The organism is Streptomyces sp. NPDC023481, from assembly GCF_055560195.1.
Genome location: NZ_JBVHJE010000009.1, coordinates 1 through 21,505 on the forward strand (window position 1 = coordinate 1; position 21,505 = coordinate 21,505).

Here is a 21,505-nt window from a genome sequence, read left to right on the forward strand (position 1 = left end):
TCGACCTGCACGATGCCCTCGTCTCCCTGGCCTGCGGCCTCATCTGCTGGAGACGCCTCAAGAAAGCCCGACCATGATCGTGTTACGAGCTCTTAGATGGGTGCAACAGACCCGCTCCGTGATCACCTGGGGCCGCGGCAGCGGTCGTCTCAGAAGTTGCTCAGCAGATGGGTCAGACAATGAACAGGGTCGGCAACGGATTCCTTCGCAGCCAGGTCCGAAAGCGCGATCAGCAGCCGATCCGCGAAAAGCAACGCCAGGTTGACCACCTCGTCGAAGTCGTTCTCCGATCCACCGTACGGGTCTCGTACGCCGTCCGGGAAACACACCACCGAGGCCGGGAGAACAGCGGGTTCGTCCTTCAACGCCGCGATCTCTGTGCGGACGGCCCGCTCGACTTCGGTATCCAGTGGTATCAGCAATGTTGACGCGTCGACCATCCACATCCTGAGCTTCTCCGAAAGCGCGCTGTCCATCTTCAGATCACGGCGGGCGGCAGCCGCGACCATCGGCGCGTGACGGGGCCTTCCCCCACACCAGTCAGCGGACCCCGCCGATCGCACACTCACGAAGTCCCCAAGTGGCGCCAACGCGGTGCTGGCCGCGATGGCGAAGGCGGGCGACCTGCATATGTTGCCGCGGCACACGAAAGCAATAGTTATCGTCATGTCAGCGCACCGCTCCCAGCGCCAGCTTCTCACCCATGTCAAGCAGATGCCACACTCGATGCTCCGCCGCCTGGCCGAAGATGTCTCCGACGCTGTTCAAGCCCTCGCCGAGCTCGCCTTCCTTCCATGGCCCAAGATGGACTCTCAGCCTTCGTCCGGTCTCCAGATCCTCCCAGTCGACCTCGCGCACAATCCCGCGTCGTCGCCCCTCTTCGACGGCACGCTGAACCGCCGGCGAGTCTTGCAGCGGCAGCGTCGCCCCGCGCAGACCCGATGTCGGGTCGCACAAGGGCGCAGTCTCCTCCAGCAGATCCAGCACGCCGTCCACGACAGAACCAATGGATGACACCGAATCGGCAAGCACGTAGCTGCCCGTACGACGCGGTGCGATTTCAGAGATGAGGAATTCACCCGAATCAGGCTGCCAGATTCCCTCAATGCTGAGATATCCGGAAACACTGGATATCTCGGCGATTCGGCGCAGTACTCCAAATGCCCATCCGTGTGCCGGCAGCGGTAATCCGACCTTCACTTTCCAGTCCCCATGCACCACAGGAAGTTTTGTCACCTCCTTCAGGACTGCCGACACAGGATAAACACTCTCGTACACGATGCCCTTGAGGGAGAGTTCGTATCCGTCTGCGAAGTCAGCGAGCAGGAGCGACTCGTCATTGGCATACGTTTCCCCGGCTCTGTCGAACAGGTCTGCCGTGGGCGCTCCGCCGACCATGCCTCGCCCGCCGGTTTCGTTGAGCCGCTTGATCACGACGCGATTCGATGCCCAGCTCGGTGCGACCCGACGCAGGTCCTGTGCCCGTACCAACGTGCTCCGCACGGCAGCGAGTCCAGCTCGCCGCGACAACAGGTGAGCCTCCCACTTGTTGTCGAGGACTCGTGCTGTTTCACCGGAGGGACCGAACATCTGGACACGTCCGGCATGACCCGATGCGACTGCGTCACAGGCCTGCGCGATGCGAACGACACTGCCGATGTCCGACGAACGACCGTGGTTGACGAGCACGGCGTACGACACATCAACGCACCGCTCGGTTATGTGGTCCCTGATGGTGTTCTGCTCGTCTCCGGCCTTCACTTCGACGTGGTCGACTCTCCAGCCTCTTTTAAGAGCCGCCTGGTGCAGCTCTTGTGACTGTCGGCTCGAACCCACGGTGATGAGGCTGCCGGCGCTGGAGTGACCTGGCCCTCGGACCCTGTCACTCGCCATCGCGTAGCTTTCCTGCATTGCGCTCCACCTTGATGAACGCGTCCATATACTGGTCGATCAGCGGCTTGTGCTGTGCCCAGTCGTAAAATGTCGGCAACGACAGACCTTGGGCCGCGACAAACTCGGAGACCGAGAAGGCTGTGGGATCGTTCTGGTGCCGCCGCTTCGTGCCCGCCATCCGGTCCTCCGCGTTTTGGTACAGCGGCAGAGTGGCGAGCGGCGGGCCGGATGGATCGCTGACCTCCACTCCCTCGGCTCGTAGAGCCTCGATGAGCCTCGCCTTCGTCACCCCCGGCAGCTTGTCCGGAAGAAACAGAGGCTTGAAGCCGTACCACGCCCCCATCTCTGCATGTGGCGATATGAACGGCGCCTCGATGTATCCGACCTCTTCCCGGAGGCGGTCCCGAAAATATCCCAGACACCGCGCACGACCCTCTATTATCCGGGGAAGCTGGGCCAGCGAGTGTGTTGCCACGATGGCGTTGAACGGCGACATCCGCAGTTTGGGGCCGAACCCGGTCACCCAGTACGATTTCAGGTCAGGCGTCTCAACATTCTCACGACTTCGATCACGATAGTGTCCGGTCAGCACGGCGCGGTCGTGAAGGGAGGGGTCATTCGTCACCAATATCCCTCCCTCGCCAGCAAAAACCGCCTTGTTGGCCTGCAGTGAGAAGACCGCAACATCACCAAAGGTTCCGCAAAGGCGGCCCTTGTAACGACTCCCGTGCGCATGGGAGCAGTCTTCTATCACCCGTAGATTGTGTTTCGATGCTATGGCCAAAATGGAGTCCATGTCGGCCGGGTGACCCCACTGATGGACGACGGTTACCACACGCGTACGTTCCGTAATTGCCGCTTCTATCAAAGTAGGGTCGATAGCGCGGCTTTCCCTCTCGATATCCACGAGCACGACTTCTGAGCCCAGGAAGTAGGCGGGGCTCAGCGCGGCATGATAGGTAAGTGCCGGGCCGATCACTTCCGTTCCGCTCGTCGCCCCGACCGCAACGTAGGCGGCGAGAAGCGCAGACGTCCCGGAATTGAACGTCACCGCATAGCGGCGCCGTCCCTCAAGGAAGTCCAGAAACTTGTTCTCGAACTCGGCGATCGGTCCCGTGCGGCCACGAATGGAAATGTCATCGTTACGCTGACTGGCAAGGGCCTTGAGCTCGGCTTCCCCGGCCTGGGGCGGCCACACCTCATGGGGGCGGGGCATAGTGACGGCGGACGATCCGCCAAGCAGTGCAAGTTCTGACATTTCAGTCTCCTGTCGAGTCCTCACGCTATGTTCCTGGATGGCGAACACTCCGCACTGCGATAAAGTAGGTCCAGAACCTGGACGATCCTGGAGTGTCGGGCGACGTTCTCCGCGCAAAACGCGGGGTCTTCCAGATGGTCTATATAGTCGAGTGCCATCCGTTTGACCGCCAGATCGTCTTCCCTTTCTGCCCCATCTACCGTTATCGACGCCATGAGCTTGCCGTCGAACGAATACCGCCTGAACTCATCAGGGGTGACGACGATGGATCCTTCACTCGCCTGGATCTGCAACTTCTCATACTTTGTCCCGTGGTGGCGAGATATGATCACTACGCCAGAGAGTCCCCGCTCATACCGGAGTAATCCTGCTGCAGCGTCCTCGAGCCTTCTTGCTCTCAACTGGGGGAAGCAGTAGGAAAGGTTGACGGTGCCGGACTCCGGGGGACCAAAGAGGCGGTCCAGCATGTCCAGCAGGTGATAGCCCATGTCGAGGAGTACGCCCCCGCCGGCCATCAGCGGATCAGCACGCCAACCGGTGGTGATCTGGCCTCTGCTGGCGTGGTATTCATATGTGAAGGAGTAGGGTTCCCCAATAAGGGGAAGCTGATCGATTGCCGCACGAAATGACTTCTCATATGCACGTTGAGCCACAGTGAGCAGCGATCGATTGTTCAACCGTGCAGTTTTCAGCAGAATGTCACGCTCTTCGAGCATCGAGCTGAGCGGCTTCTCCTTTATGACATGGAGGCCGCTCTGCAGCGCGTACGTCGATACGGACAAGTGCTCATGATGAGGGACCGCGACGATCGCACAGTCTGCTTGAACGTGGTTCCGAGCCTCGTCAAGAGAGGCGAACCATGGCAGAGGTCCACTGTCACCGTGAATCATTGTCGGCCTTTTGTCCACGAGTGCGACAATGTCTATTTCGTGACGCAGGGTTCGCAGGTACTGCTGTCCTTGGTGCCCAGCGGATCCGACAATGATCGTTTTCATAGCAGATCTCCTCTAATGGCGTCTTGAGCAAGTGGTCGCGTCGTGGCACCTGTACGGTGCGAAGACTGCATCTGGCCGCTGGGCATCTGGCGCGAGGCGGTCGCCACACAGATCGCGACCGGTTCGGACTGGTGCCTGATCGCGGAGACAGCGGTCCTCCGGTACAGCGGGCGACACGCGCTGGAGATAACCGTCTGCCTCAGCCGCGTCGCCGCGAGGCTTTTGAGCCAGGGATCTCTATCTGTCCAGCGAGCGATCCGCGCGCCGACATCCGCGGGAGCCGTGTGAGCAGCCGCGAGGCGGGCCGTGGAGACTGCTGGTGGAGGACCGCGTGCCGGTGGTCACGACGTACCGGTGCAGGATCAGGGCTCTGCCGCAGCTGGCACCGCTGCCGTCCGAGTGGAATCGCCCGCCTGCGCAACCTCGCCGTCGCCGAGCAGGGATTTTTTTCGTCATATTACTGTCAAGAGGTCAAGGGCCTGGTCCACGCTGAAGTCGTCCAGTCGAGCACTCCATTGCTTTATCTGAGGCCCCAGATTCGCATCGCTCGCCAGTCTCTCAATGTGCTCGCGGACCTCGCTCCACGGCGGGACTTCCCCGGTGGAGTCAATTGCCTTGCCCCACTCTGTGTCCACTTTGGCTTCGCTACTCAGGGAAATCCCGAGCCCGTACTTGTCCAGCTTTCCAGCATATAGCCCGCGCTCGGGGTTATCGCCGGGAAGTGCGACTGAGGGCAGACCGCTCTTGATGCAGTCAAAGACTGTACCCGGCCCACCGTGATGCACCGCCACTTTGGTTTGTGGAGCTATTTCCTCGAAATTCCACATCGCTTGGATGTGAAACTTTGTGTCCGCGCACTGCGTTAGAAGAGACCGGGCGGAGTCCTCGCTTCCCGTCCCAATCAGAACGTGCCTACCATAATCGGAAAAGACGGACCGAAAGGCGCGGAAGGACTCCCCGATTCCCACCGTACGATAAAAGAAGAGATTATCCTGACCAGCCGCGGTGTCAGCTTCCCGTGTGCCCTTGCTCAGTGAGAGCGGCCCCACATACACCGCGCTGCCGGAGAAGACCTCAGGCACTTCATCAAACTCCGGTATGCTCGGAATGAGAACTGGCCCGCGTGAAAGTAGTTCGCGTATGTCCTCGGCTATCAAGGGCTGGCCGAGTTTGCCGATGGTGTGGTTCGCCGACCTTACGGCGTCTCGCCAAAGCGGCGGTGTAGGAAGTCCAGGGTAGTCAAATCCTTCAAGAACGGGTGAGTGGGCTATCACCACGGGCTCTTGGTCGCATACCAGCGCAGCTACGGGAGTGCTCAGTCGGATGTCATGGACCACCAGCGATGCGCCTACTTGCTGAATCATGTCGACATCCGCATCGACAGCAGCTTCAAAGTAGTGCTCGTTGAGCCAGCATTCCCAAGAATTTTTTGTGTCGAGGCCACGCGGATATCTGATGGTCTCGAAGCCGAGCGAACAAGCTAGTGATCGATGAACAGCGTTGTCAGTAAGGGCCACGACCACTCTCCACCCCCGATCTGCAGCCGCCTTTCCGACGGCAGCACAGTGGGTGAAGTGTCCGTTACCACCACCCCAGGGGAGTAACAGAATTGTCTTTTTGCGCAGCATTTGGCGTTCTCCTTTCTGTGGGGTTGGTAAGAAAGGTTGCGCTCAGCACATCAGAGAAGTCGCGGCCTTCCTAGTTCCGGCAGGCCTTCCAGTGAGAGATTAGATCCATGCCGGGCCGACCTCCGCAAGTATCACCAGACTCCAACGACGGAATCACGAATCACAGGCACTTTCTAACATCGTGTGTCACTCAAGTGCTTGCCGTCAAGTGGTGATCACGACCAAAATTTTGCCAAGTTAAGTCAAGTAGCGGTATAGACTTCGCCTTATGTTTCCGGATTAGCCATGCCTCGGGTAAAGCTAGCCGACGTTTTTAAGCCATAGGCGATTTCCAGCCGCGTTGGACAGCGCGCCAAACAGTGCATCTGCCCGGAAAGGCATCCGGCTGATCGGTCGCCGCGTGCGCCCCTCCCGACGGCACATGAAGAAGCTGCCGCCTTCGAGCAGAAGACCGGCTGGCGCTGCTCGATCACGGCGACGAACATCCGGCACGTGTGGGGCATCGCAGGCTCCCACCAGATCCAGTCCCTTGACGCCCTGCACCGCGACCACGCCGAGGTCGAAGACCGGGTGCGTGCCAACAAGGCCATGGGACTGGCCCAGTCGTGGCGCATCAACACGGGCTGGATGCTTGCCGCGAACCTCGCCGCCGATCTCGACACCTGGCTGCGGCTGCTCACCCTGCACGACCAGGATGGCCTCGAAGACGCCGAGCCGGACACGAAGCGCCTCTACACGTGCCGGCCCGCCTGTCCGCGTACTCGTCTGAGTGCACCACCGAGTACGAAGTTATGTGCACCACTGCTCTGGCCACGTCGGTGTCCCGTTCGATGGTCTGGAGACGGTAGCTGTTGCCGTTGATTGGGACGACCTCGCAGTGGTGCAGGAGGCGGTCGAGGATTGCGGTGGCCAGGGCTTCGTCGTCGAAGACCGGGCCCCATTCGCCGAAGGTCTTGCTCGAGGTCAGGATGATCGAGCCCTTTTCGTAGCGTTTGGAGATGACCTGGAAGACCAGTTTCGCCTCGGCCCGCTCGAGCGGCTGGTAGCCCATTTCGTCGATCACGAGGACGCTGGGGCGGAGGTAGCTGGTGAGCTTGCTGATCAGCCAGCCTTGCTCCTCGGCGGCCTTGAGGTGTCGGACCATGTCGTCGAGGCTGGTGAAGTAGATCGAGTAGCCGGCCCGGCAGGCCGCGAGGGCGACGGCGACGGCGACGGCGATGTGTGTCTTGCCGGCCCCGGGCGGCCCTAGCAGGGCGACGTTGGCCGTGTTCGCGACGAAGGAGAGGGTGGCCAGGTCCTTGACCTTGCGCGGGTCGAGTTAGGGCTGGAAGGAGAAGTCGTAGTCCTCCAGTGTCTTGTGGTGCAGCAGCTTCGACAGCCGCAGACCGTTGCGGAAGCGCTGGTCGTCGCGGACCGCGAGTTCCTCGGACAGCACCAGGTCGAGGTAGCCCGTCTTCGCCTCGTCGGCCCGCTGGACGTACTGGTTTAGGGCCTCAGCCAGATGCGGCAGGCCGAGCTTGACGGCGGTGGTGCGGATGCGGGTGCTGGTCAGTTCGCTCAACGGGCGTCCTCGGTCGGGGTGGGTGAGGTGAAGGGTCGGGTGCCGGTCAGCTCGTCGTAGACCGACAGCGGACGGCGGCCGACCTCGACACTTGCGGCTGCGGACCGGTTCAGCAGGGCCTGCAGCGGTCCGGTCCCCGACCCGAGCGGCTGGCTGCGGCGGGGCGAAGGCAGAGCGTCGCCGGTGGTGACGCGGCGGCCAGCACCTCTACCTGTGGGCAGGTCGTCCCAGTGCGTCTCGTCCATGCTGCGGGCTCCACGGCCGACCGCTCGCGGATGGATGGCCAGCAACGTCTGGCCAGTGGCGTCAGGGACGGTGGAGTGCTGGGTGACCTGGGACTTCGTGGCCCTGACCTCGACCAGTTGGCGGGGATGGACCTTGCGGGCGGCACCGAGTAGAGGTTCGCGTCGAAGGCAACCATGCAGTCCCTGCCGACGTGCCTCAGATGCCGCTGGGCGACTACATAGGGGACCTTCGGCAGCGGACGCAGAGCCCTTCGCCGTGGGTGCCGTGGACCTTCGCCTGCCGAAGTGGCACCCAGGCGGCGAAGGCGGCGTTCATCTCTTCGATGGAGGAGAAGGCCCGGTCTGCCAGCACGTGGTCACGGACGATGCCGACCTGCCGCTCGACCCGGCCTTTGCCCTGGGGCCGGTAGGCGGCCAGCACGTCGACGTCGTAGTGCCCGGCGAAGGCGACGGCTTCCGGGTGCAGCGGAACCGCCTCGCCCGGAGCGACATGCCGGCGCACGACCGTCTTGGTCCGGTCGTAGACGATGCTCATCGGCACCCCGCCGAAGTGCGCGAATGCCTGCCGGTGGCAGTCGAAGAACGTCGCCGGGTCCTGACCGGTGGTGAAGCAGCGGAACGGGTCGCGCGAGTACGACAGCGTCATGTGGAAGGAGTAGACCTTCGGGATGCCGACATGGGCGAGGACCTTGCCCTCATCACCCCAGTCCACCTGGGCCTGAGCCCCCGGGGACGACCTCGAAGGTTGCGTCCAGGGAAGTGGTGTACGGGTTCGACCTGATCCGGGGGTATTGAACACCAAGAAGGCGACCGTCGTCACCGGCGGCGAGGGACGCACGCGGTGGGCCGGGGCGTTCCGCCCCGGCCGCATGCACGACCAGACGGCGCTGCGGACCAAGGGCATCGCCGACCTGTTCGAGCGGTTTCCCGAGATTAAGGCCACGGTAGACTCCGGGTACCGGGGCCTGGCCAAGGAGTTCCCCAACCAGGTCCAGGCTCCGCCGCTCAAGCCGAAGAAGGACGCGACACCCGAGGAGGTCGCCACCTGGGACGCGGAGCGTCACCAGCATTCCTCGGAACGGATCTGCGTAGAACACGCCAACGCCGAGCACAAACAGTGGCGAACCCTCCAGCGGTTTCTCGGACGACGCGAATACTTCGAGGAGATCTACCCAGCCGTGGCCGGCCTGGTCTCCGACCGCGTCGTCGAGAGGTGATCACCTATCAGCCGAACCGCCAGGGCGGCACCCCCAGCCCTCAATCGCGCACCACGTCGTAACGCTAGAAGACATCAGTGAACCCCTTTCATCCTGAGTATTGGCAGGTCAAGAGGGTGTGCACGGCTGCCACAATCCTACCGACGCGGTTGGTTGAGCAGCGCGCTCGTCGTAGCAGTCGCCAGGACTTGAGGCGGGCGAAGGCGCGTTCGCCGGGGGCGCGCAGGCCGGCGTGGTCGCGGTTGTTGTGGTAGTGCTCGGGCAGGTCGCGGTGGCCGTAGCGGGGTGCGGAGAGTGGCGCCAGCGCCCTGCAAGGCACGGTCGGCCAGGACGAGGATCTGGTGGCCGAGGCAGGCCTGGACGATGCGTGGGCACGTGCTGCGGTCAGGTCGTGGGTTCGGACCGGCGTTGCCCGTGAGAACCACAGCGGCGTGCCGTCGGGACGTGCGATGACCTGGACGTTCATGCCGTGCTTCTTGTGTTTCCGCGAGTAGTACGGCTCGTCGGCCTTGATGCGGTCGGTGGGGATGAGCGTGCCGTCGAGGATGACGAAGTCGCCTTCGCCCAGGCCGACGAGGGCCTCGTGCAGTCCCGGCGCCCACGAGGCGAGGACCTCGACGGTCTCGTGCACATACCGCCACGCGGTGGCCTCGGAAACGCCGAACCCGGCTCCGACCTGGGCCAACGTCTCGTTCTTCCGTAGGTGTGCCAGAACCAGCAGGGCCTGCTTGAAGCAGCTCAACCTCCGCCAGGACGAGCGAAGTTCACGCCTTCGGGCGTAGATGAGCCAGGAGACGTGTTCGACCAGATCGTGCGGGACGTCGAGCATGGAAGGATACGGAACCAACGAAGCCCCACCGGCCGATGGCGTGTTGAGTGAGATCACCACACCAACGACGGGGGGCTTCGCCATGTCACCCCACCTGACCAGCCCATTTCACCCGGCCGGAACAGGATGAAAGGGGTTCAGTGCGAACAGGTCACCAACGTTTCGCACTGGCTCTGTCACAGAGGGGTCGGCTACCTCGTGGCCAGGCTGTCGCGCTCCTTCATGCCTGCCAGCAGTGCAGACTCAGGCAGTCGCGAGGCGACGAGCATGGTGATCGGTATCGCCAAAACGCTGAGGGCCGCCAGGCTGACCCATAGGGCAAGGCTCGACACGTCGAGCAGTGCAGAAAACATGGTTGGCGCAATAACCCCGGCCACAGCAAAAGAAAACTGGAATATTGCCAAGTATCGGCCGCGAATATCAGCGGGAGCGGCATCGGCGGCAAGCGCGTTGGATACCGGAGAGTGCACCAGTTGAGCCGCGGAATAACAGAGGATGGCTAATGTCAAGCAGGGAATCCAGGTGACCCTTGGTGCCCAGTTCGGGAAGAAAGTCAGGCATGCCCAAGCGGCCCAAAGAGCCCCGGCCAGGCAGAGAGACCGATGCCTGGGATGCGGGCGGATTAGTCGGACGACCAGGGGCTGAAATATGGCTTGGACCATAGTATTCACTGCCAGCAGTGGACCCACAAGCCACATCATGGACGGAAGTTGGCGTGCGACAAATGGAGGAAAGGCAATGCTCAGCATCACATTACACAGGGCGAACAGCGTATTGAGCGCGACGAGTCCGAGATATGGGCGGTCGGCCCACAGTATCCGATAGCCACGCTTATCGTCCTGTTCTCGATGCTCCTTGACGGGAGCAGTCCTGTCGGGCACCCCCACCCGAACCAGCGCAGCAGCTATGACCAAGAGCAGGGCATCTGCCGCGATCGCTCCCCGCGAGGCGACACGAGACTCCGCCGAGAGGACGATGCCTGCGGCGAGAGCGCCGAGACCATAGCCCGCCGCGCGCAATGATCCAATGATGCCGAACCACTTTTCCCGTGCTCGGGCGTCGGGATCACCGTCAGCCAAGTAACTGACGAGCGTGAACACCGAGGACCAGAAAGCCCTCTGACCCAGTGAGGCCACAAGTGCGGAGATAAAGATCGCAACCCGACCCCACGCCACGAGATATCCGGCGAATCCCGCCGCCTGGAGTAACTGCGCCACCAGCACGACTTTCTTGGGGCCGGTCTGATCAACGAGCCGCCCGATCCATAACGGCAATGGCAACGATATGAGCCCGGCAATGCTCAGCAACGTGCCAACCTGGACCAATGACTCACCCGAAATGGTCGACAGGTAGATCATGGATATGGGGATGAAAAGGCCGTTCGCAAGAGAGTCAACCGTCAGAACTAGAAAAACGGAGATCTTTTCGATACGAGGGCGCACAGTTAAAACCCCATCACCTCGGAAGCCAGGTCGACTCCGTTCTTCTCCGCCTCGGCGTCTAACAGGACCGTCGAAGTAGATGAAAGCGCTGACTGCATGCGTACTCCTTCCGCGCTGGGGTCCTCAAACCAACGATGGGCCCACCCGCACGCCACCAGATCACTGGCAGGGCCACCCACATGCGGTACAGGCGACGTTCCAGTGATCAAAGCTCACAGATGAGATGCGGGCTGTCCAGCCCCACGACGGCGCCTGCTGCGACCCTGGCATCCACCAAGCCAACAACAAGATCACCTCGACTGCCGAGGAGCCCCCGGCGGCGTACTAGTTGATGATTTCGGCGCGGTCATCCAAGCGGATCGCGGCCAGCCGGTCCCGCCACGCCTGGAGGGCTTCGGGGGTCTGTCGCGTCCAGTCGGTGACCTCTCCTACGATCCGGAGCGGTTCCCTGCTCCGATAGGAGCGGGTGGGGTTGCCGGGGAACTTCTTGTCGGTGACGTTCGGATCGTTCTCGAACTCCCCGGTCGGTTCGACGACGTACACGCGCGGGGCTCCGTCGCCTGCGGCGAGTTCGGCGGCGAGTCCCGCACCGTCGCGCAACGCGGTGAAGTAGATGTGGTTCATCACGATGTCGGGCCGGTAGTTGGAACGGAAACCGGCGGTGAGGTGATCCCCGACCCGCAGATCGGCCTTCGTGCCGTGGAAGAACGGCCCCTGGTCCAATGCGTCGTCCATCGCCCCAGGTTATCTCTCGGGCAGGGTCGCGGACGGCCCGGTTTCGCGCCGACGGGCGGCAAGGCTTCCAGGCGGGCCCACTGGCCGTTCGCCGGACCACCACGACCGCGGGCAGCGGTCCCCTCGGCGGCGATGCGGTCGGCTTCCCGCAGCTCGCGGGTCATCCGCCCAGCGTGCAGGAGACGCCGTTGAGGGCGAAGGCGTGGGGGGGCCGGTTCGTTTTCGTCCAGGTGCCGAGGAAGCCGAAGGACAGGGTGGCGTGGGCGGCGACCGTCTTGTTGTAGTCGGCGGCGGTGGCGGTGACGCGGGAGCCGTTCTGGTGGACGGTGGCGTCCCACATCTGGCCGACCTGCTGGCCGTCGCGGAAGCTCCAGGACACCTGCCAGCCGCTCAGGGCGCGGTCGGTGGTGACGGTGACGGTGGCCTGGAAGCCGTCGGGCCACTGGTTGTCCAGCTCGTAGGCGACCCGGCAACCGGCCGACCGGGTGACGGCGGAGGCGCTCGGGCCGCCCGCCGGACGGGTGGCGGAGGAGGTGCTGCCCTGGGGTTCGGGGTCGGTCGTCTTGTGGGCGGGCGTGCCCTGGGTGGGGGTGGGGGACAGGGCGGAGGGTGAGTGCGTGGCGGTGGGGCGGGGCGCGGTGCGGGAGACGCCCGGGTCGGCGACCGGTTGCCGGTCGTCCTGGGCGGCGGCGGTGTCACCGCCGGAGCCGCCGGCCGACATCATCGACACCCCGAGCGCCAGCGCCGACAGCAGCACCGCGGCGGCGATCAGCCCACCGCGCAGGACACGGCTGCGGCCCGCGCCCTCCTGCCCGTCACCGGGGTCGGCGGTACCGGGGCGGCCCGCGCCGAGCCGGACCTCGGTGGCGCGGCGGCGCCGCTCCAGGTAGGCGAGGCCACCCCAGCCGATCACTCCGCCTGCCAGCGCGGCGGGCAGCCCGCCGCCGTGCAGCCGCAGGCAGGCGGCCGCCTCGGCGCACTGCACACAGGTGGCCAGGTGCCGGGAGAGGTCGCCGGGGGTCTGCGCGGTGGGCGAGCGGGTGACCGCGTCCAGCAGCCGCGCGTAGCTACGGCACTGCGGGGCCATCGGGGAGTCGAGGTGGGCGCGGTGGCAGCGGTCCCGGAACAGGGTGCGGACCTGCTCCAGTTCCTCGGCGACGCTCGCCGGCTCCAGGCCCAGCCGGCGGCCCACGGCCGGCAGCGGCAGCGCCTCCACCTCGGCCAGCCAGAGCAGCGCGGCGTCCGCCTCCTGCATGTCCCTCAGCCCGCGCAGCGCGACCGGGCGCTGCAACGGCGGCCCCGAGAACCGGGCGGCGCCCTCGGAGTTGAGCCACAGCCGCAGATCCGGGTCGAGCTTGTGCCCCTGCCCGTCGGCCTCCCAGGCGGCCGCGGTGGTGCGTACGGCGGTGAGCAGCGCCGGGATCACCGGCAGCCGCGCGGTACGGCGGCCCGCGCCGCGCACATGGGTGCTCGCGGCGGCGCGGACCTCGCGCATGCCGAGCGTGAACGCCTCGGTGGCCAGCTGCTGGGCCGTCAGGGACCCGGAGGTGCACAGGTCCGCGTACGAGAGCACCGCGTCCCAGCACTCCGAGAACAGCGCGGCCTCGGTGTCGTCCTGGGGGGTCGGCAGGTCGGGCATGAGACTCCTGCATCCACGAGCGAGGGCAACTCACCAAACGGACAAGGGAGTTACGGGAAACCTCGCGGCAGTGCACAGAGCCTTTCACGTCCTCGACACAACTGACAAGCGGCCTGTTCACATCCGGCTACCGACCGTGGTGGCACGGGCGCACGTCACGACGAGCCCCTCACTCCGGCCTCTGATACGGACGCGGACGCGCCCGCGTTCAGCCGCACGGGGCCGGGAAGGGTCCGGTCGTGCGGGAGTCCGGCCCTGCCGCCGTCACACCGGGACCGGTCCCCGCCCGGTCGCGCGAGGGCCGGCCCCGGCCGCCGTCACACCTGGGCCGGCGTCTCCGCCTCACCCTCCTGCGCCGTCGGTTCGCCCGCGGGCAGGCTGTCCATGAAGGAGCTGACGGAGAACACGGCGCGGCCGGGTCCGGGCGGGCCGTAGCCGGGCGGGGAGGACAGGCCGAAGTCGTCCATCGTCTGCCGGTAGGCCTGCAGCAGCCGGATGTGGTACTCCAGCGGCGCGCCCTGCGGGTTGGCCTTGCCGAGCGGGGTCGTGGGCTCCGGGCACCAGGTGGTGAACCGGGGCGTGATGCCGTGCGACATGAAGAACCGCAGGCCCTCGGTGGTGGAGGCGATGGCCTCGTCGACGGTGGTGAAGCCGAACGGCTCGGCCATCTCCACGCCCGCCACGAAGTTCGGGATCACATTGCGCGCGCCGAACACGTCGGCGGAGTCCAGGATCCGGCGGTGCCACTCGTCCCGGCCGACGTACCGCTCCTTGCCCGGGCAGTACAGCTCGAACAGCCGGCGGTCCCACACCTCGAAGTTGGGGTGGTAGATCTGCACGCCGTAGTCCTTGAACCGCTGCACGTCCGCCTTGGGCAGCGCCTGCGCCACGACCTTGCCGATCCAGCGGCCCGGGAAGCGCTCCTCGATGGCCTTGGCGTAGTGGCCGTAGAAGTCGGCCTCGTCGCGCCCGGCGACCGTCTTGGTGATGGCGCCACCGGTGAGGGTGTAGGCGGTGGAGGCCTTCGCGGTGTCGTACCGGTCGATGATCTCAAGGGCCTCCAGCACCTCCTCGACGTCCTTCACCCCGGTGTAGGGGCGTCCGGCCGCCTTGTGCTGGCGCCAGTTGTGGTTGATGTCGCAGTACTGGCACTCCTCCTTGGCGCCGAAGTACTGGCAGACCCGGAAGACGGTGAGGTAGATCAGGTAGCCCCACTGGATGGTCGGGGCCACCTCCATGACGCTCTTCCCGTTGGAGAGGGTGTGCCGGTAGTACTCCGGCATCGGCGGCACCCCGACATCGGCGATGCGCCGGCCGTCGAGGTACAGCCCGAGCAGCCCCTCCTCGTCGGCGGCGACCCGGTACGGCGAGGCAGGGTTCACCCGCACGGAGACGACCGTACGCCTCAGGTCGTACGGACCGCCCGTCAGAATGATCTCCTCCGGCGGGCGGCGCAGCGCGGCCTCGCCCAGCTCGGGCAGGGTGCCGTGGTCGAAGGAGAAGATGAAGTACGACTTCGGCTTGACGTCGCCGTCCTCGTTGTCACTCAGGGCGGACCTGTCGAAGGCGACACCGCCCCGGAGCAGGTCCTCCTTGAAGACGGCCTCCCGCGGCACCTGCGGGAACCGCTCCATCAGATCCTCGACCAGCGCGGTACGGCTGCCCATCGTCTGTCTCCTCCCGGCTCGGGCCTACACCTCTCACCGTATGCCCCCACCACGGACTCCCCCGCGCCGGGTCCTGGGTGATGCTACCGGTGTGCACCTTTCATTCCCCTTTGCCCATAGTTCGATCGGTTGTCGGCCGGTGGCGGCCCGCCCGTCGGGACGGCAACCGGCCGCGGCCCCGGTGACGACGACCGCACCGGCAGCGGCAACCGGTTTCTGCGGCGCGTCCCGCGGATGAGAGAGTCGGCGGCACACGCCATCTCCCGGAGGGGACGCACGGATGACCGAGACCGCGGGTTCGGCGCCCAGCGACAGCACGGGCGCGTTCACGAACTGGGCGCGCACCGTCACGTACACGGCGCGGGAGTACCACCGCCCGCGCACACCCGAGGCGCTCGCGGCCCTGGTGGCGGGCCGTGCGCGGGTGCGGGTGGTGGGCAGCGGGCACTCCTTCAACCGGATCGCCGACCCGGGTCCGGACGGCGTCCTGCTCTCCACCGCCGGGCTGCCGCGGGTGATCGACGTCGACACGGCGGCGCGTACGGTCCGGGTGTCCGGCGGGGTCCGCTACGCCGAACTGGCCCGCACGGTCCACGCCCACGGCCTGGCCCTGCCCAACATGGCGTCTCTGCCGCACATCTCGGTGGCCGGCTCGGTGGCGACGGGCACGCACGGCTCGGGCGTGGACAACGGCCCGCTGGCGTCGGCGGTCCGGGAGGTGGAGCTGATCGTCGCGGACGGCACGGCGGTGACGATCAGCCGGGACGACCCGCGGTTCGCCGGCGCCGTGACCTCACTCGGCGCACTGGGCGTGGTCACCGCGCTCACCCTCGGCCTGGAGCCCGCGTACGGGGTGGAGCAGCGCGTCTACACCGAACTCCCGCTGGCCGGCATGGACTTCGAGGCGGTGGCGGCCTCGGGGTACAGCGTGAGCCTGTTCACCGACTGGCGGGATCCGGGCTTCCGGCAGGTGTGGGTCAAGCGGCGCACGGACCGGCCGGCGGTGGACTTCCCGTGGGCGGCCCCCGCGACCGGGCCGCTGCACCCGGTCCCGGGCATGCCCGCGGGGAACTGCACCGAGCAGCTGGGGGTGCCGGGACCGTGGCACGAGCGGCTGCCGCACTTCCGGGCGGAGTTCACGCCGAGCAGCGGGGAGGAGATCCAGTCGGAGTACCTGCTGCCGCGGTCGACGGCGGTCGAAGCGCTGTATGCGATCGACGGCATACGGCATACGGTCGCCGGTGTCCTGCAGACCTGCGAGGTGCGTACGGTCGCCGCCGACGCGCAGTGGCTCAGCCCGGCCCACGGACGCAACTCGGTCGCGCTGCACTTCACCTGGATCCGGGACGAGGCCGCGGTGCTGCCGGTGGTGCGCCGGCTGGAGGAGGTGCTGGAGCCGTTCGATCCGCGCCCGCACTGGGGGAAGGTGTTCGGTATACCGTCGGCGGTACTCCGTCGGCGGTACGCACGCCTCGCCGACTTCCGGGCCCTGGTCCGCTCGCTGGATCCCGCGGGCACCTTCGGCAACGCCTTCGTGCGGGACCTGCTCGACGGCTGAACCGGCCACACCCCGGCGAGGCCTTTCTCCAGCCCCTTTCCTAACCCCTTGTCGAAACCCCCCACAGCCCATAGCCTGACGCCCGCGCCGGTGCCGAAGCCGCCCCGGCCTGGACTGGTCCGGACGGGACAGGAGGGGCAGCCGCGTGAAGCGCACATCACGGGACATCCGCACCGCGAACCGCTACGAGGTGCTGCGCCAGATCATCGCCGAGTCTCCCACCTCCCGGCAGGAGCTGGCCGCGGCCACCGGGCTGAGCCTGGCCACGGTGGCCACGCTCGTCGGCGAGCTGCTGGACCTCCGCATGATCACCGAGGTCGGGTTCGAGGACTCGGCCGGCGGCCGCCCCCGGGGCCTGGTCGCGGTCAACGCCTCGGGGGGCGCGCTGATCGGCGTGGACATCGCGGAGACGTACGTCCACGTCGAGCTGTTCGACCTGGCGCTGAACGTGCTGGCCCGGGCCGACGAGGAGATGCGCCCCGGTGAGAACCGGCCCGAGCAGGTCGTCGGGCAGGTCGCCGCGGCGGTCGGCTCGGTGGTCGCCCAGGCCGGCGTCGAGGCCGCCCGGGTGCTCGGCGTCGGGGTGAGCGTGCCGGGCCAGGTGGACCGGGACACCGGGGTCGCCGAGTACGCGCCCAACTGGAACTGGCACGACGTGCCCCTGCTCGATCTGCTCGCCGAGCACATCGCCTACCCGCTGTACCTGGACAACCCGCTGCGCGCCTGCGCGGTGGCCGAGCTGTGGTTCGGGGCGGCGCGGGGCCGCGGGGACGCCGTGGTCGTGAACCTCGGCACCGGGGTCGGCGCCGGGCTGGCCCTCGGCGGCGGTCTGCACCGGGGTGTGAGCAACAGCGCCGGCGAGTGGGGCCACACCACGCTGGTCCTGGACGGCCGGCTGTGCCACTGCGGCAACCACGGCTGTGTGGAGACGTACGTCGGCGCGCCCGGCATCATGCAGAACCTGCGCGAACTCGACCCGTGTTCGGCCCTGTTGCATCCCGAGGACCAGACCGCCACCGTCGACGCGCTGGCCCGTGCGGTCGCCGCGGAGGACCCGGTCGCGCTCAAGGTCGTCCGGGACACGGCCCGTTACCTCGGCGCCGGCATCGCCGACCTGATCAACCTGCTCAACCCCGAGGTGGTCGTGCTCAGCAGCTGGGTGGCCGCCCGGCTCGGCGAGCCGCTGCTCGGGGAGGTCCGTCGGGCGGTCGCCCGGCACGCCCTGCGCCGGCCGCTGGCCGCCACCGAGATCGTCCTCTCCCCGATCCCCACCGACCCGGTGTCCCTCGGCGCGGCCACGTTCGCGCTGGAAGGGGCGCTGCAGTCGGTCGGGCAGAGGGCCGCCAAACGCACCACCACAGCCAGGAGCCGTACCGCACCGCCTTCATGACGACGGAAGGGATGCACGTGTCTCACCCCCGCACCATTCACCCCCGCGCCACCCGGGCCCGTACCGCCCGGTCCCGCGGCAAGAGATCGTTCCTGCTCACCGCCTCGGCCGCGCTGGCCGTCACCGGCGCCCTGCTCACCACCCCGTCCGCGAGCGCCGCAGGTCCCCCGGCCGTCGCCGAGGTCTCCCCGCACGCCGCGCAGACCATCGACAACATCGGTGCCTCCGGCGCCTGGTGGGTCAACGACCTGAAGACCTTCGACCCGGCGGTCCGGGCCCGCCTCGCCAAGCTCCTCTTCTCCAAGGACGGCCTGGCCCTCAGCTCGTACCGGTACAACATCGGCGGCGGCGGCACCGGTGTCACCTATGCGCCGCGCGCCCCCGAGGACTTCCTGAAGCCGGACGGCGGTTACGACTGGAGCAAGGACGAAGCCGGCCGGTACTTCCTGTACGCCGCCCGCAAGTACGGCGTGCGGGACCTGATCGGCTTCGTCAACAGCGCGCCCGCGCAGTGGAAGACGAACGGCAAGAGCTGCGGCGGCTATCTGAAGGCGGAGAACGAGCAGGACTTCGCCCGGTACGTCGCCGACGTCACCGCCCACTTCGCGAAGCAGGGCGTACGGCTGGACTACGTCAGCCCGTTCAACGAGCCGACGAACAGCTTCGACTCGTGCGGCCAGGAGGGCATGCTCGTCGACGTCGGCCAGCGCGACGACATCGTCCGCGCGCTGGGCGCCGAGCAGCGGGCCCGGCACCAGAAGACGACGATCATCGCCGACGAGTCGACCAGTACGGTGAAGTTCAACTCCGAGGTCCCGCAGTGGATATCGCAGCCGGGCACGGCCCAGTACGTCGCCCGGCTGGCCCATCACACGTACGACAACCCGAGCGACGCCGACCGGGCGCGGGTGTACGAGACGTCCCGTGCGGCGGGCATCGCGTCCTGGTCGACGGAGATCTGCTGCTTCGGCAAGGGCGGCACCGGCTGGGCGCAGGAGTACGACCCGACGATCGACGGCGGGCTGAACCTGTCCCGGATCATCTACAAGGACTTCGCGACCGCTCACGACTCGGCGTTCCAGTGGTGGGTGGCACTGTCGGAGATGTTCGGCAGCGACCCGAACGCCCGTAACGACGAGGGCTGGAACGACGGCCTGATCTACTACGACCCGGCGTACGCCACGAACGGCAACCAGACCCTGTACTTCACGAAGCGTTTCTACGCGCTGGGCCAGTACAGCAAGTTCGTGCGGCCGGGCGCGGCCCTGCACAACGTGACCGGGGCGCCGGACGGTGTGGAGGTCTCGGCCTACGACCGGGACGGCACGTGGGTCGTCGTGGTGAACAACCACAACACCACCGACACCGCGCTCGACCTGCACTTCAACAGCGGGTCGCCGCTGCGGGCCCGGCAGGCCGTGCGCACCTCCGCCGACGAGAACTGGGCGCGGGTCGCGAAGCCGTCGGTCTTCGGCGGCACCATGGCGGCGACGCTGGCGCCGCGTTCGATCACGACGTACGTCCTGGACCACAAGGGCCACGGCGGTTCGGCGCTGACCGGTGCCCTGGTCGGCGGTCAGTCGGGCAAGTGCCTGACGGCCGACGCCTCGGGTGCGGCGATCGCCGGCTGCACGGGCGCTGCCGGACAGTCGTGGTCGTACGACGCGCGGGGCACCCTGAAGGGCGCCAACGGCTATCTGACGGCGACTGGTTCGGGTCTGGCGACGACGGCCTCGTACCGCGGTGACGACACCCAGCGGTGGCTGCTCAACTCGGACGGGCAGATCGTGAACGAGGCGTCGGGCCGGTGCCTGGACGTCAGCGGGCAGGCGACGGCGGACGGCAGCAAGGTCATCCTCTACAGCTGCTCCGGCGGCGCCAACGAGGCCTGGACCAGGCGGTAGCGCGACCGTTCCCCCCGGCCGGGGGCCGCCGGCCACTCCCGGACCCGGCGGCCCTCATCTCGTATGCCTGAACGCCTGTTCGTGATCCCGAACTGCGTACAACAACTCGTACGCACTTCGTCCAATCCCTTGCCGAAGCCTTAGCCGAAGGTTAGCGTCCCGCACCACGCGCCCCTGCGGGTCCTCCCCCGGCCGCCGGGCGCGGGAGCCGCAGTCGTACCCGAACAGCCACGTCACACACGGCAGACACGACAGACAAGGACGTCAGCATGTCGGCACAGAGCAGCACCTGGGACCGCCGTTCGATACTCCGGGCCGCCGCGGGCCTCGCCGCCGCGGGCTCGCTCGCCGCATGCGGCGGCAACAACGGCCGGGGCGGCGGCTCCGGTGCGGGCAGGCAGCTCGTGCAGTACTTCCACGCGTACGGCGAGGCGGGCACCGAGCAGGCGATCAAGCGGTACGCGAAGGCGTACACGAAGGCGAACGTGTCCACGCAGTGGATCACGGGATCGAACTACGAGAGCAAGCTGTTCGCGTCCCTGCTGACCGACCAGGCGCCGGACCTGTTCGAGTTCCACCCGCAGATCCAGCTCGTCAGGAGCGGGCAGGTGGCCGACCTGACCGACATCATCGAGCCGGTCAATGACGACTTCAACCAGGCCGACATCCACTCCCACACGGTCGACGGCAAGATCTACGGCGTCCGGATGCTCGACGACCCGCAGCTCTTCTTCTACCGCAAGTCGCTGCTGGAGAAGGCGGGCGTGGAGCCCCCGCAGACGCTGGACGAGCTGATCGAGGCCGCCGCCAAGCTGACCACGAGCAAGGTCAAGGGCCTGTTCCTCGGCAACGACCTGCACGCGGTGATCAACCCGCTGATCTGGTCGGCCGGCGCCGACACCCTGAACGCCAAGAACGAGATCGCCTACCACACGGACGGCGTGGTCGCGGGCCTGAAGCAGCTGCGGAAGCTGTTCACCAGCGGCGACCTGCTGCTGGACGCCCCGGCCGACTTCTGGGACCCGTCCGCCCTCAACCAGGGCCTGTGCGCGATCCAGTTCTGCGGCATGTGGGCCATGCCGCAGTTCCAGCAGGCCCTCGGCGACGACCTCGGCATCATGCCGTTCCCCAAGGTCGGCGACGGGGGCAAGCCGTCCGTCTACAACGGCGGTTGGTCGGTGTTCGTCAACGCCAAGACCAAGAACGTCGAAGCGGCCAAGGAGTACGTCAAGTGGCTGTGGATCGACCAGAAGAAGTACCAGGAGGACTGGGCGACCTCCTACGGCTTCCACATCCCGCCGCGCGCCTCCATCGCGCGGTCGGCGAGCAAGCTGAAGTCGGGCCTGCCGGCCGAGGGCGTGAAGATGTTCACCGAGTACGGGCACTTCGACAACATCGGCTGGACCCAGGCGATGATCACCGCCACGGAAGACCTGTTCGCCGACTGCGTCCGCAAGGACGGTGACCCGGAGGCCGCGCTCGACAGGTGCGACAAGACGGTCAACGCCGAGCTGAAGAAGCTGTTCGGATAGGCCGCCGGCGGA

General features: G+C 66.5%; 18 protein-coding genes and 2 pseudogenes. 5 read left to right on the top strand and 15 right to left on the bottom strand.

The genetic code is table 11. The features are described 5' to 3' along the window. Nucleotides 1–149: 149 nt before the first annotated feature. The 10 genes and pseudogenes from ACZ3ZD_RS18835 to ACZ3ZD_RS18880 form a co-directional block, all read right to left on the bottom strand. Nucleotides 150–668, bottom strand: a complete 519-nt coding sequence (locus tag ACZ3ZD_RS18835) for an arsenate reductase/protein-tyrosine-phosphatase family protein (RefSeq protein ID WP_467398460.1) — start codon at nt 666–668, stop codon at nt 150–152. Nucleotide 669: 1 nt separating this feature from the next. Beyond that, nucleotides 670–1,911: an ATP-grasp domain-containing protein gene (locus ACZ3ZD_RS18840; protein ID WP_467398461.1), complete on the bottom strand. Its 1,242-nt coding sequence runs from the start codon at nt 1,909–1,911 to the stop codon at nt 670–672. Beyond that, nucleotides 1,883–3,151, bottom strand: coding sequence for a DegT/DnrJ/EryC1/StrS aminotransferase family protein (locus ACZ3ZD_RS18845; protein ID WP_467398464.1), 1,269 nt, complete (start codon nt 3,149–3,151; stop codon nt 1,883–1,885). The genes ACZ3ZD_RS18840 and ACZ3ZD_RS18845 overlap by 29 nt, the downstream gene beginning before the upstream one ends. A gap of 20 nt (nt 3,152–3,171) precedes the next feature. After that, nucleotides 3,172–4,146 carry a Gfo/Idh/MocA family protein gene (locus tag ACZ3ZD_RS18850; RefSeq protein WP_467398466.1) on the bottom strand — a complete coding sequence of 325 codons (975 nt, stop codon included), beginning with the start codon at nt 4,144–4,146 and terminating at the stop codon, nt 3,172–3,174. A 452-nt stretch (nt 4,147–4,598) separates the two neighbouring features. Continuing rightward, the gene (locus ACZ3ZD_RS18855) at nt 4,599–5,774 is read right to left on the bottom strand and encodes a glycosyltransferase (protein ID WP_467398468.1); all 1,176 of its coding nucleotides are present in this window, start codon (nt 5,772–5,774) and stop codon (nt 4,599–4,601) included. 300 nt (nt 5,775–6,074) lie between these two features. After that, nucleotides 6,075–6,461, bottom strand: a complete 387-nt coding sequence (locus ACZ3ZD_RS18860) for a hypothetical protein (protein ID WP_467398471.1) — start codon at nt 6,459–6,461, stop codon at nt 6,075–6,077. 121 nt (nt 6,462–6,582) lie between these two features. Then, a pseudogene (gene istB / locus ACZ3ZD_RS18865) lies at nt 6,583–7,335 on the bottom strand (IS21-like element helper ATPase IstB); the annotation flags it as partial. Next, a complete protein-coding gene (locus tag ACZ3ZD_RS18870; RefSeq protein ID WP_467398473.1) occupies nt 7,332–7,580 on the bottom strand; it encodes a hypothetical protein in 249 nt (82 codons plus the stop codon). The gene ACZ3ZD_RS18870 and the pseudogene istB, both read right to left, overlap by 4 nt. A 182-nt stretch (nt 7,581–7,762) precedes the next feature. Then, nucleotides 7,763–7,816 (bottom strand): annotated as a pseudogene (locus tag ACZ3ZD_RS18875) (hypothetical protein); the annotation flags it as partial. Beyond that, nucleotides 7,795–8,292 carry a DDE-type integrase/transposase/recombinase gene (locus ACZ3ZD_RS18880; RefSeq protein ID WP_467398475.1) on the bottom strand — a complete coding sequence of 166 codons (498 nt, stop codon included), beginning with the start codon at nt 8,290–8,292 and terminating at the stop codon, nt 7,795–7,797. The pseudogene ACZ3ZD_RS18875 and the gene ACZ3ZD_RS18880, both read right to left, overlap by 22 nt. A gap of 79 nt (nt 8,293–8,371) precedes the next feature. On the opposite strand from ACZ3ZD_RS18880, the gene ACZ3ZD_RS18885 reads away from it, so the two are divergent. Beyond that, complete coding sequence (locus ACZ3ZD_RS18885; RefSeq protein WP_467398478.1) at nt 8,372–8,797, top strand: transposase family protein; 426 nt, start codon at nt 8,372–8,374, stop codon at nt 8,795–8,797. Between the two features lie 88 nt (nt 8,798–8,885). Here ACZ3ZD_RS18885 and ACZ3ZD_RS18890 read toward each other — a convergent pair whose 3' ends face one another. The 5 genes from ACZ3ZD_RS18890 to ACZ3ZD_RS18910 form a co-directional block, all read right to left on the bottom strand. Next, entirely contained in the window at nt 8,886–9,710 is an 825-nt protein-coding gene (locus ACZ3ZD_RS18890; protein WP_467398480.1) for a transposase family protein, read from the bottom strand. Nucleotides 9,711–9,817: 107 nt separating this feature from the next. After that, nucleotides 9,818–11,068, bottom strand: a complete 1,251-nt coding sequence (locus ACZ3ZD_RS18895; RefSeq protein WP_467398482.1) for an MFS transporter — start codon at nt 11,066–11,068, stop codon at nt 9,818–9,820. Between the two features lie 324 nt (nt 11,069–11,392). After that, a complete protein-coding gene (arr, locus tag ACZ3ZD_RS18900; protein ID WP_467398485.1) occupies nt 11,393–11,803 on the bottom strand; it encodes an NAD(+)--rifampin ADP-ribosyltransferase in 411 nt (136 codons plus the stop codon). A gap of 160 nt (nt 11,804–11,963) precedes the next feature. Further along, nucleotides 11,964–13,442: a cellulose binding domain-containing protein gene (locus ACZ3ZD_RS18905; RefSeq protein ID WP_467398487.1), complete on the bottom strand. Its 1,479-nt coding sequence runs from the start codon at nt 13,440–13,442 to the stop codon at nt 11,964–11,966. A gap of 317 nt (nt 13,443–13,759) precedes the next feature. Next, nucleotides 13,760–15,109 (bottom strand): radical SAM protein, encoded by a 1,350-nt coding sequence (locus tag ACZ3ZD_RS18910; protein ID WP_467398489.1) that lies wholly within the window; start codon nt 15,107–15,109, stop codon nt 13,760–13,762. 280 nt (nt 15,110–15,389) lie between these two features. Between ACZ3ZD_RS18910 and ACZ3ZD_RS18915 the strand changes: the two genes are divergently transcribed. The 4 genes from ACZ3ZD_RS18915 to ACZ3ZD_RS18930 all read left to right on the top strand — a co-directional run bounded on the left by ACZ3ZD_RS18915 (nt 15,390) and on the right by ACZ3ZD_RS18930 (nt 21,493). Next, complete coding sequence (locus ACZ3ZD_RS18915; protein ID WP_467398491.1) at nt 15,390–16,667, top strand: FAD-binding protein; 1,278 nt, start codon at nt 15,390–15,392, stop codon at nt 16,665–16,667. 145 nt (nt 16,668–16,812) lie between these two features. Beyond that, nucleotides 16,813–18,057, top strand: a complete 1,245-nt coding sequence (locus tag ACZ3ZD_RS18920) for an ROK family transcriptional regulator (protein ID WP_467398494.1) — start codon at nt 16,813–16,815, stop codon at nt 18,055–18,057. 11 nt (nt 18,058–18,068) lie between these two features. Continuing rightward, nucleotides 18,069–19,961 (top strand): glycoside hydrolase, encoded by a 1,893-nt coding sequence (locus ACZ3ZD_RS18925; RefSeq protein ID WP_467398496.1) that lies wholly within the window; start codon nt 18,069–18,071, stop codon nt 19,959–19,961. A gap of 269 nt (nt 19,962–20,230) precedes the next feature. After that, entirely contained in the window at nt 20,231–21,493 is a 1,263-nt protein-coding gene (locus tag ACZ3ZD_RS18930) for an ABC transporter substrate-binding protein (RefSeq protein WP_467398499.1), read from the top strand. The last annotated feature ends 12 nt before the right edge of the window (nt 21,494–21,505 follow it).

Bases quoted from the DNA above. Each gene is read 5' to 3' on its own strand.
- ACZ3ZD_RS18835 (WP_467398460.1), bottom strand. From the start codon at position 668: ATGACGATAACTATTGCTTTCGTGTGCCGCGGCAACATATGCAGGTCG.
- ACZ3ZD_RS18840 (WP_467398461.1), bottom strand. From the start codon at position 1,911: ATGCAGGAAAGCTACGCGATGGCGAGTGACAGGGTCCGAGGGCCAGGT.
- ACZ3ZD_RS18845 (WP_467398464.1), bottom strand. From the start codon at position 3,151: ATGTCAGAACTTGCACTGCTTGGCGGATCGTCCGCCGTCACTATGCCC.
- ACZ3ZD_RS18850 (WP_467398466.1), bottom strand. From the start codon at position 4,146: ATGAAAACGATCATTGTCGGATCCGCTGGGCACCAAGGACAGCAGTAC.
- ACZ3ZD_RS18855 (WP_467398468.1), bottom strand. From the start codon at position 5,774: ATGCTGCGCAAAAAGACAATTCTGTTACTCCCCTGGGGTGGTGGTAAC.
- ACZ3ZD_RS18870 (WP_467398473.1), bottom strand. From the start codon at position 7,580: ATGGACGAGACGCACTGGGACGACCTGCCCACAGGTAGAGGTGCTGGC.
- ACZ3ZD_RS18890 (WP_467398480.1), bottom strand. From the start codon at position 9,710: ATGGCGAAGCCCCCCGTCGTTGGTGTGGTGATCTCACTCAACACGCCA.
- arr (WP_467398485.1), bottom strand. From the start codon at position 11,803: ATGGACGACGCATTGGACCAGGGGCCGTTCTTCCACGGCACGAAGGCC.
- ACZ3ZD_RS18905 (WP_467398487.1), bottom strand. From the start codon at position 13,442: ATGCCCGACCTGCCGACCCCCCAGGACGACACCGAGGCCGCGCTGTTC.
- ACZ3ZD_RS18910 (WP_467398489.1), bottom strand. From the start codon at position 15,109: ATGGGCAGCCGTACCGCGCTGGTCGAGGATCTGATGGAGCGGTTCCCG.
- ACZ3ZD_RS18915 (WP_467398491.1), top strand. From the start codon at position 15,390: ATGACCGAGACCGCGGGTTCGGCGCCCAGCGACAGCACGGGCGCGTTC.
- ACZ3ZD_RS18925 (WP_467398496.1), top strand. From the start codon at position 18,069: ATGCACGTGTCTCACCCCCGCACCATTCACCCCCGCGCCACCCGGGCC.
- ACZ3ZD_RS18930 (WP_467398499.1), top strand. From the start codon at position 20,231: ATGTCGGCACAGAGCAGCACCTGGGACCGCCGTTCGATACTCCGGGCC.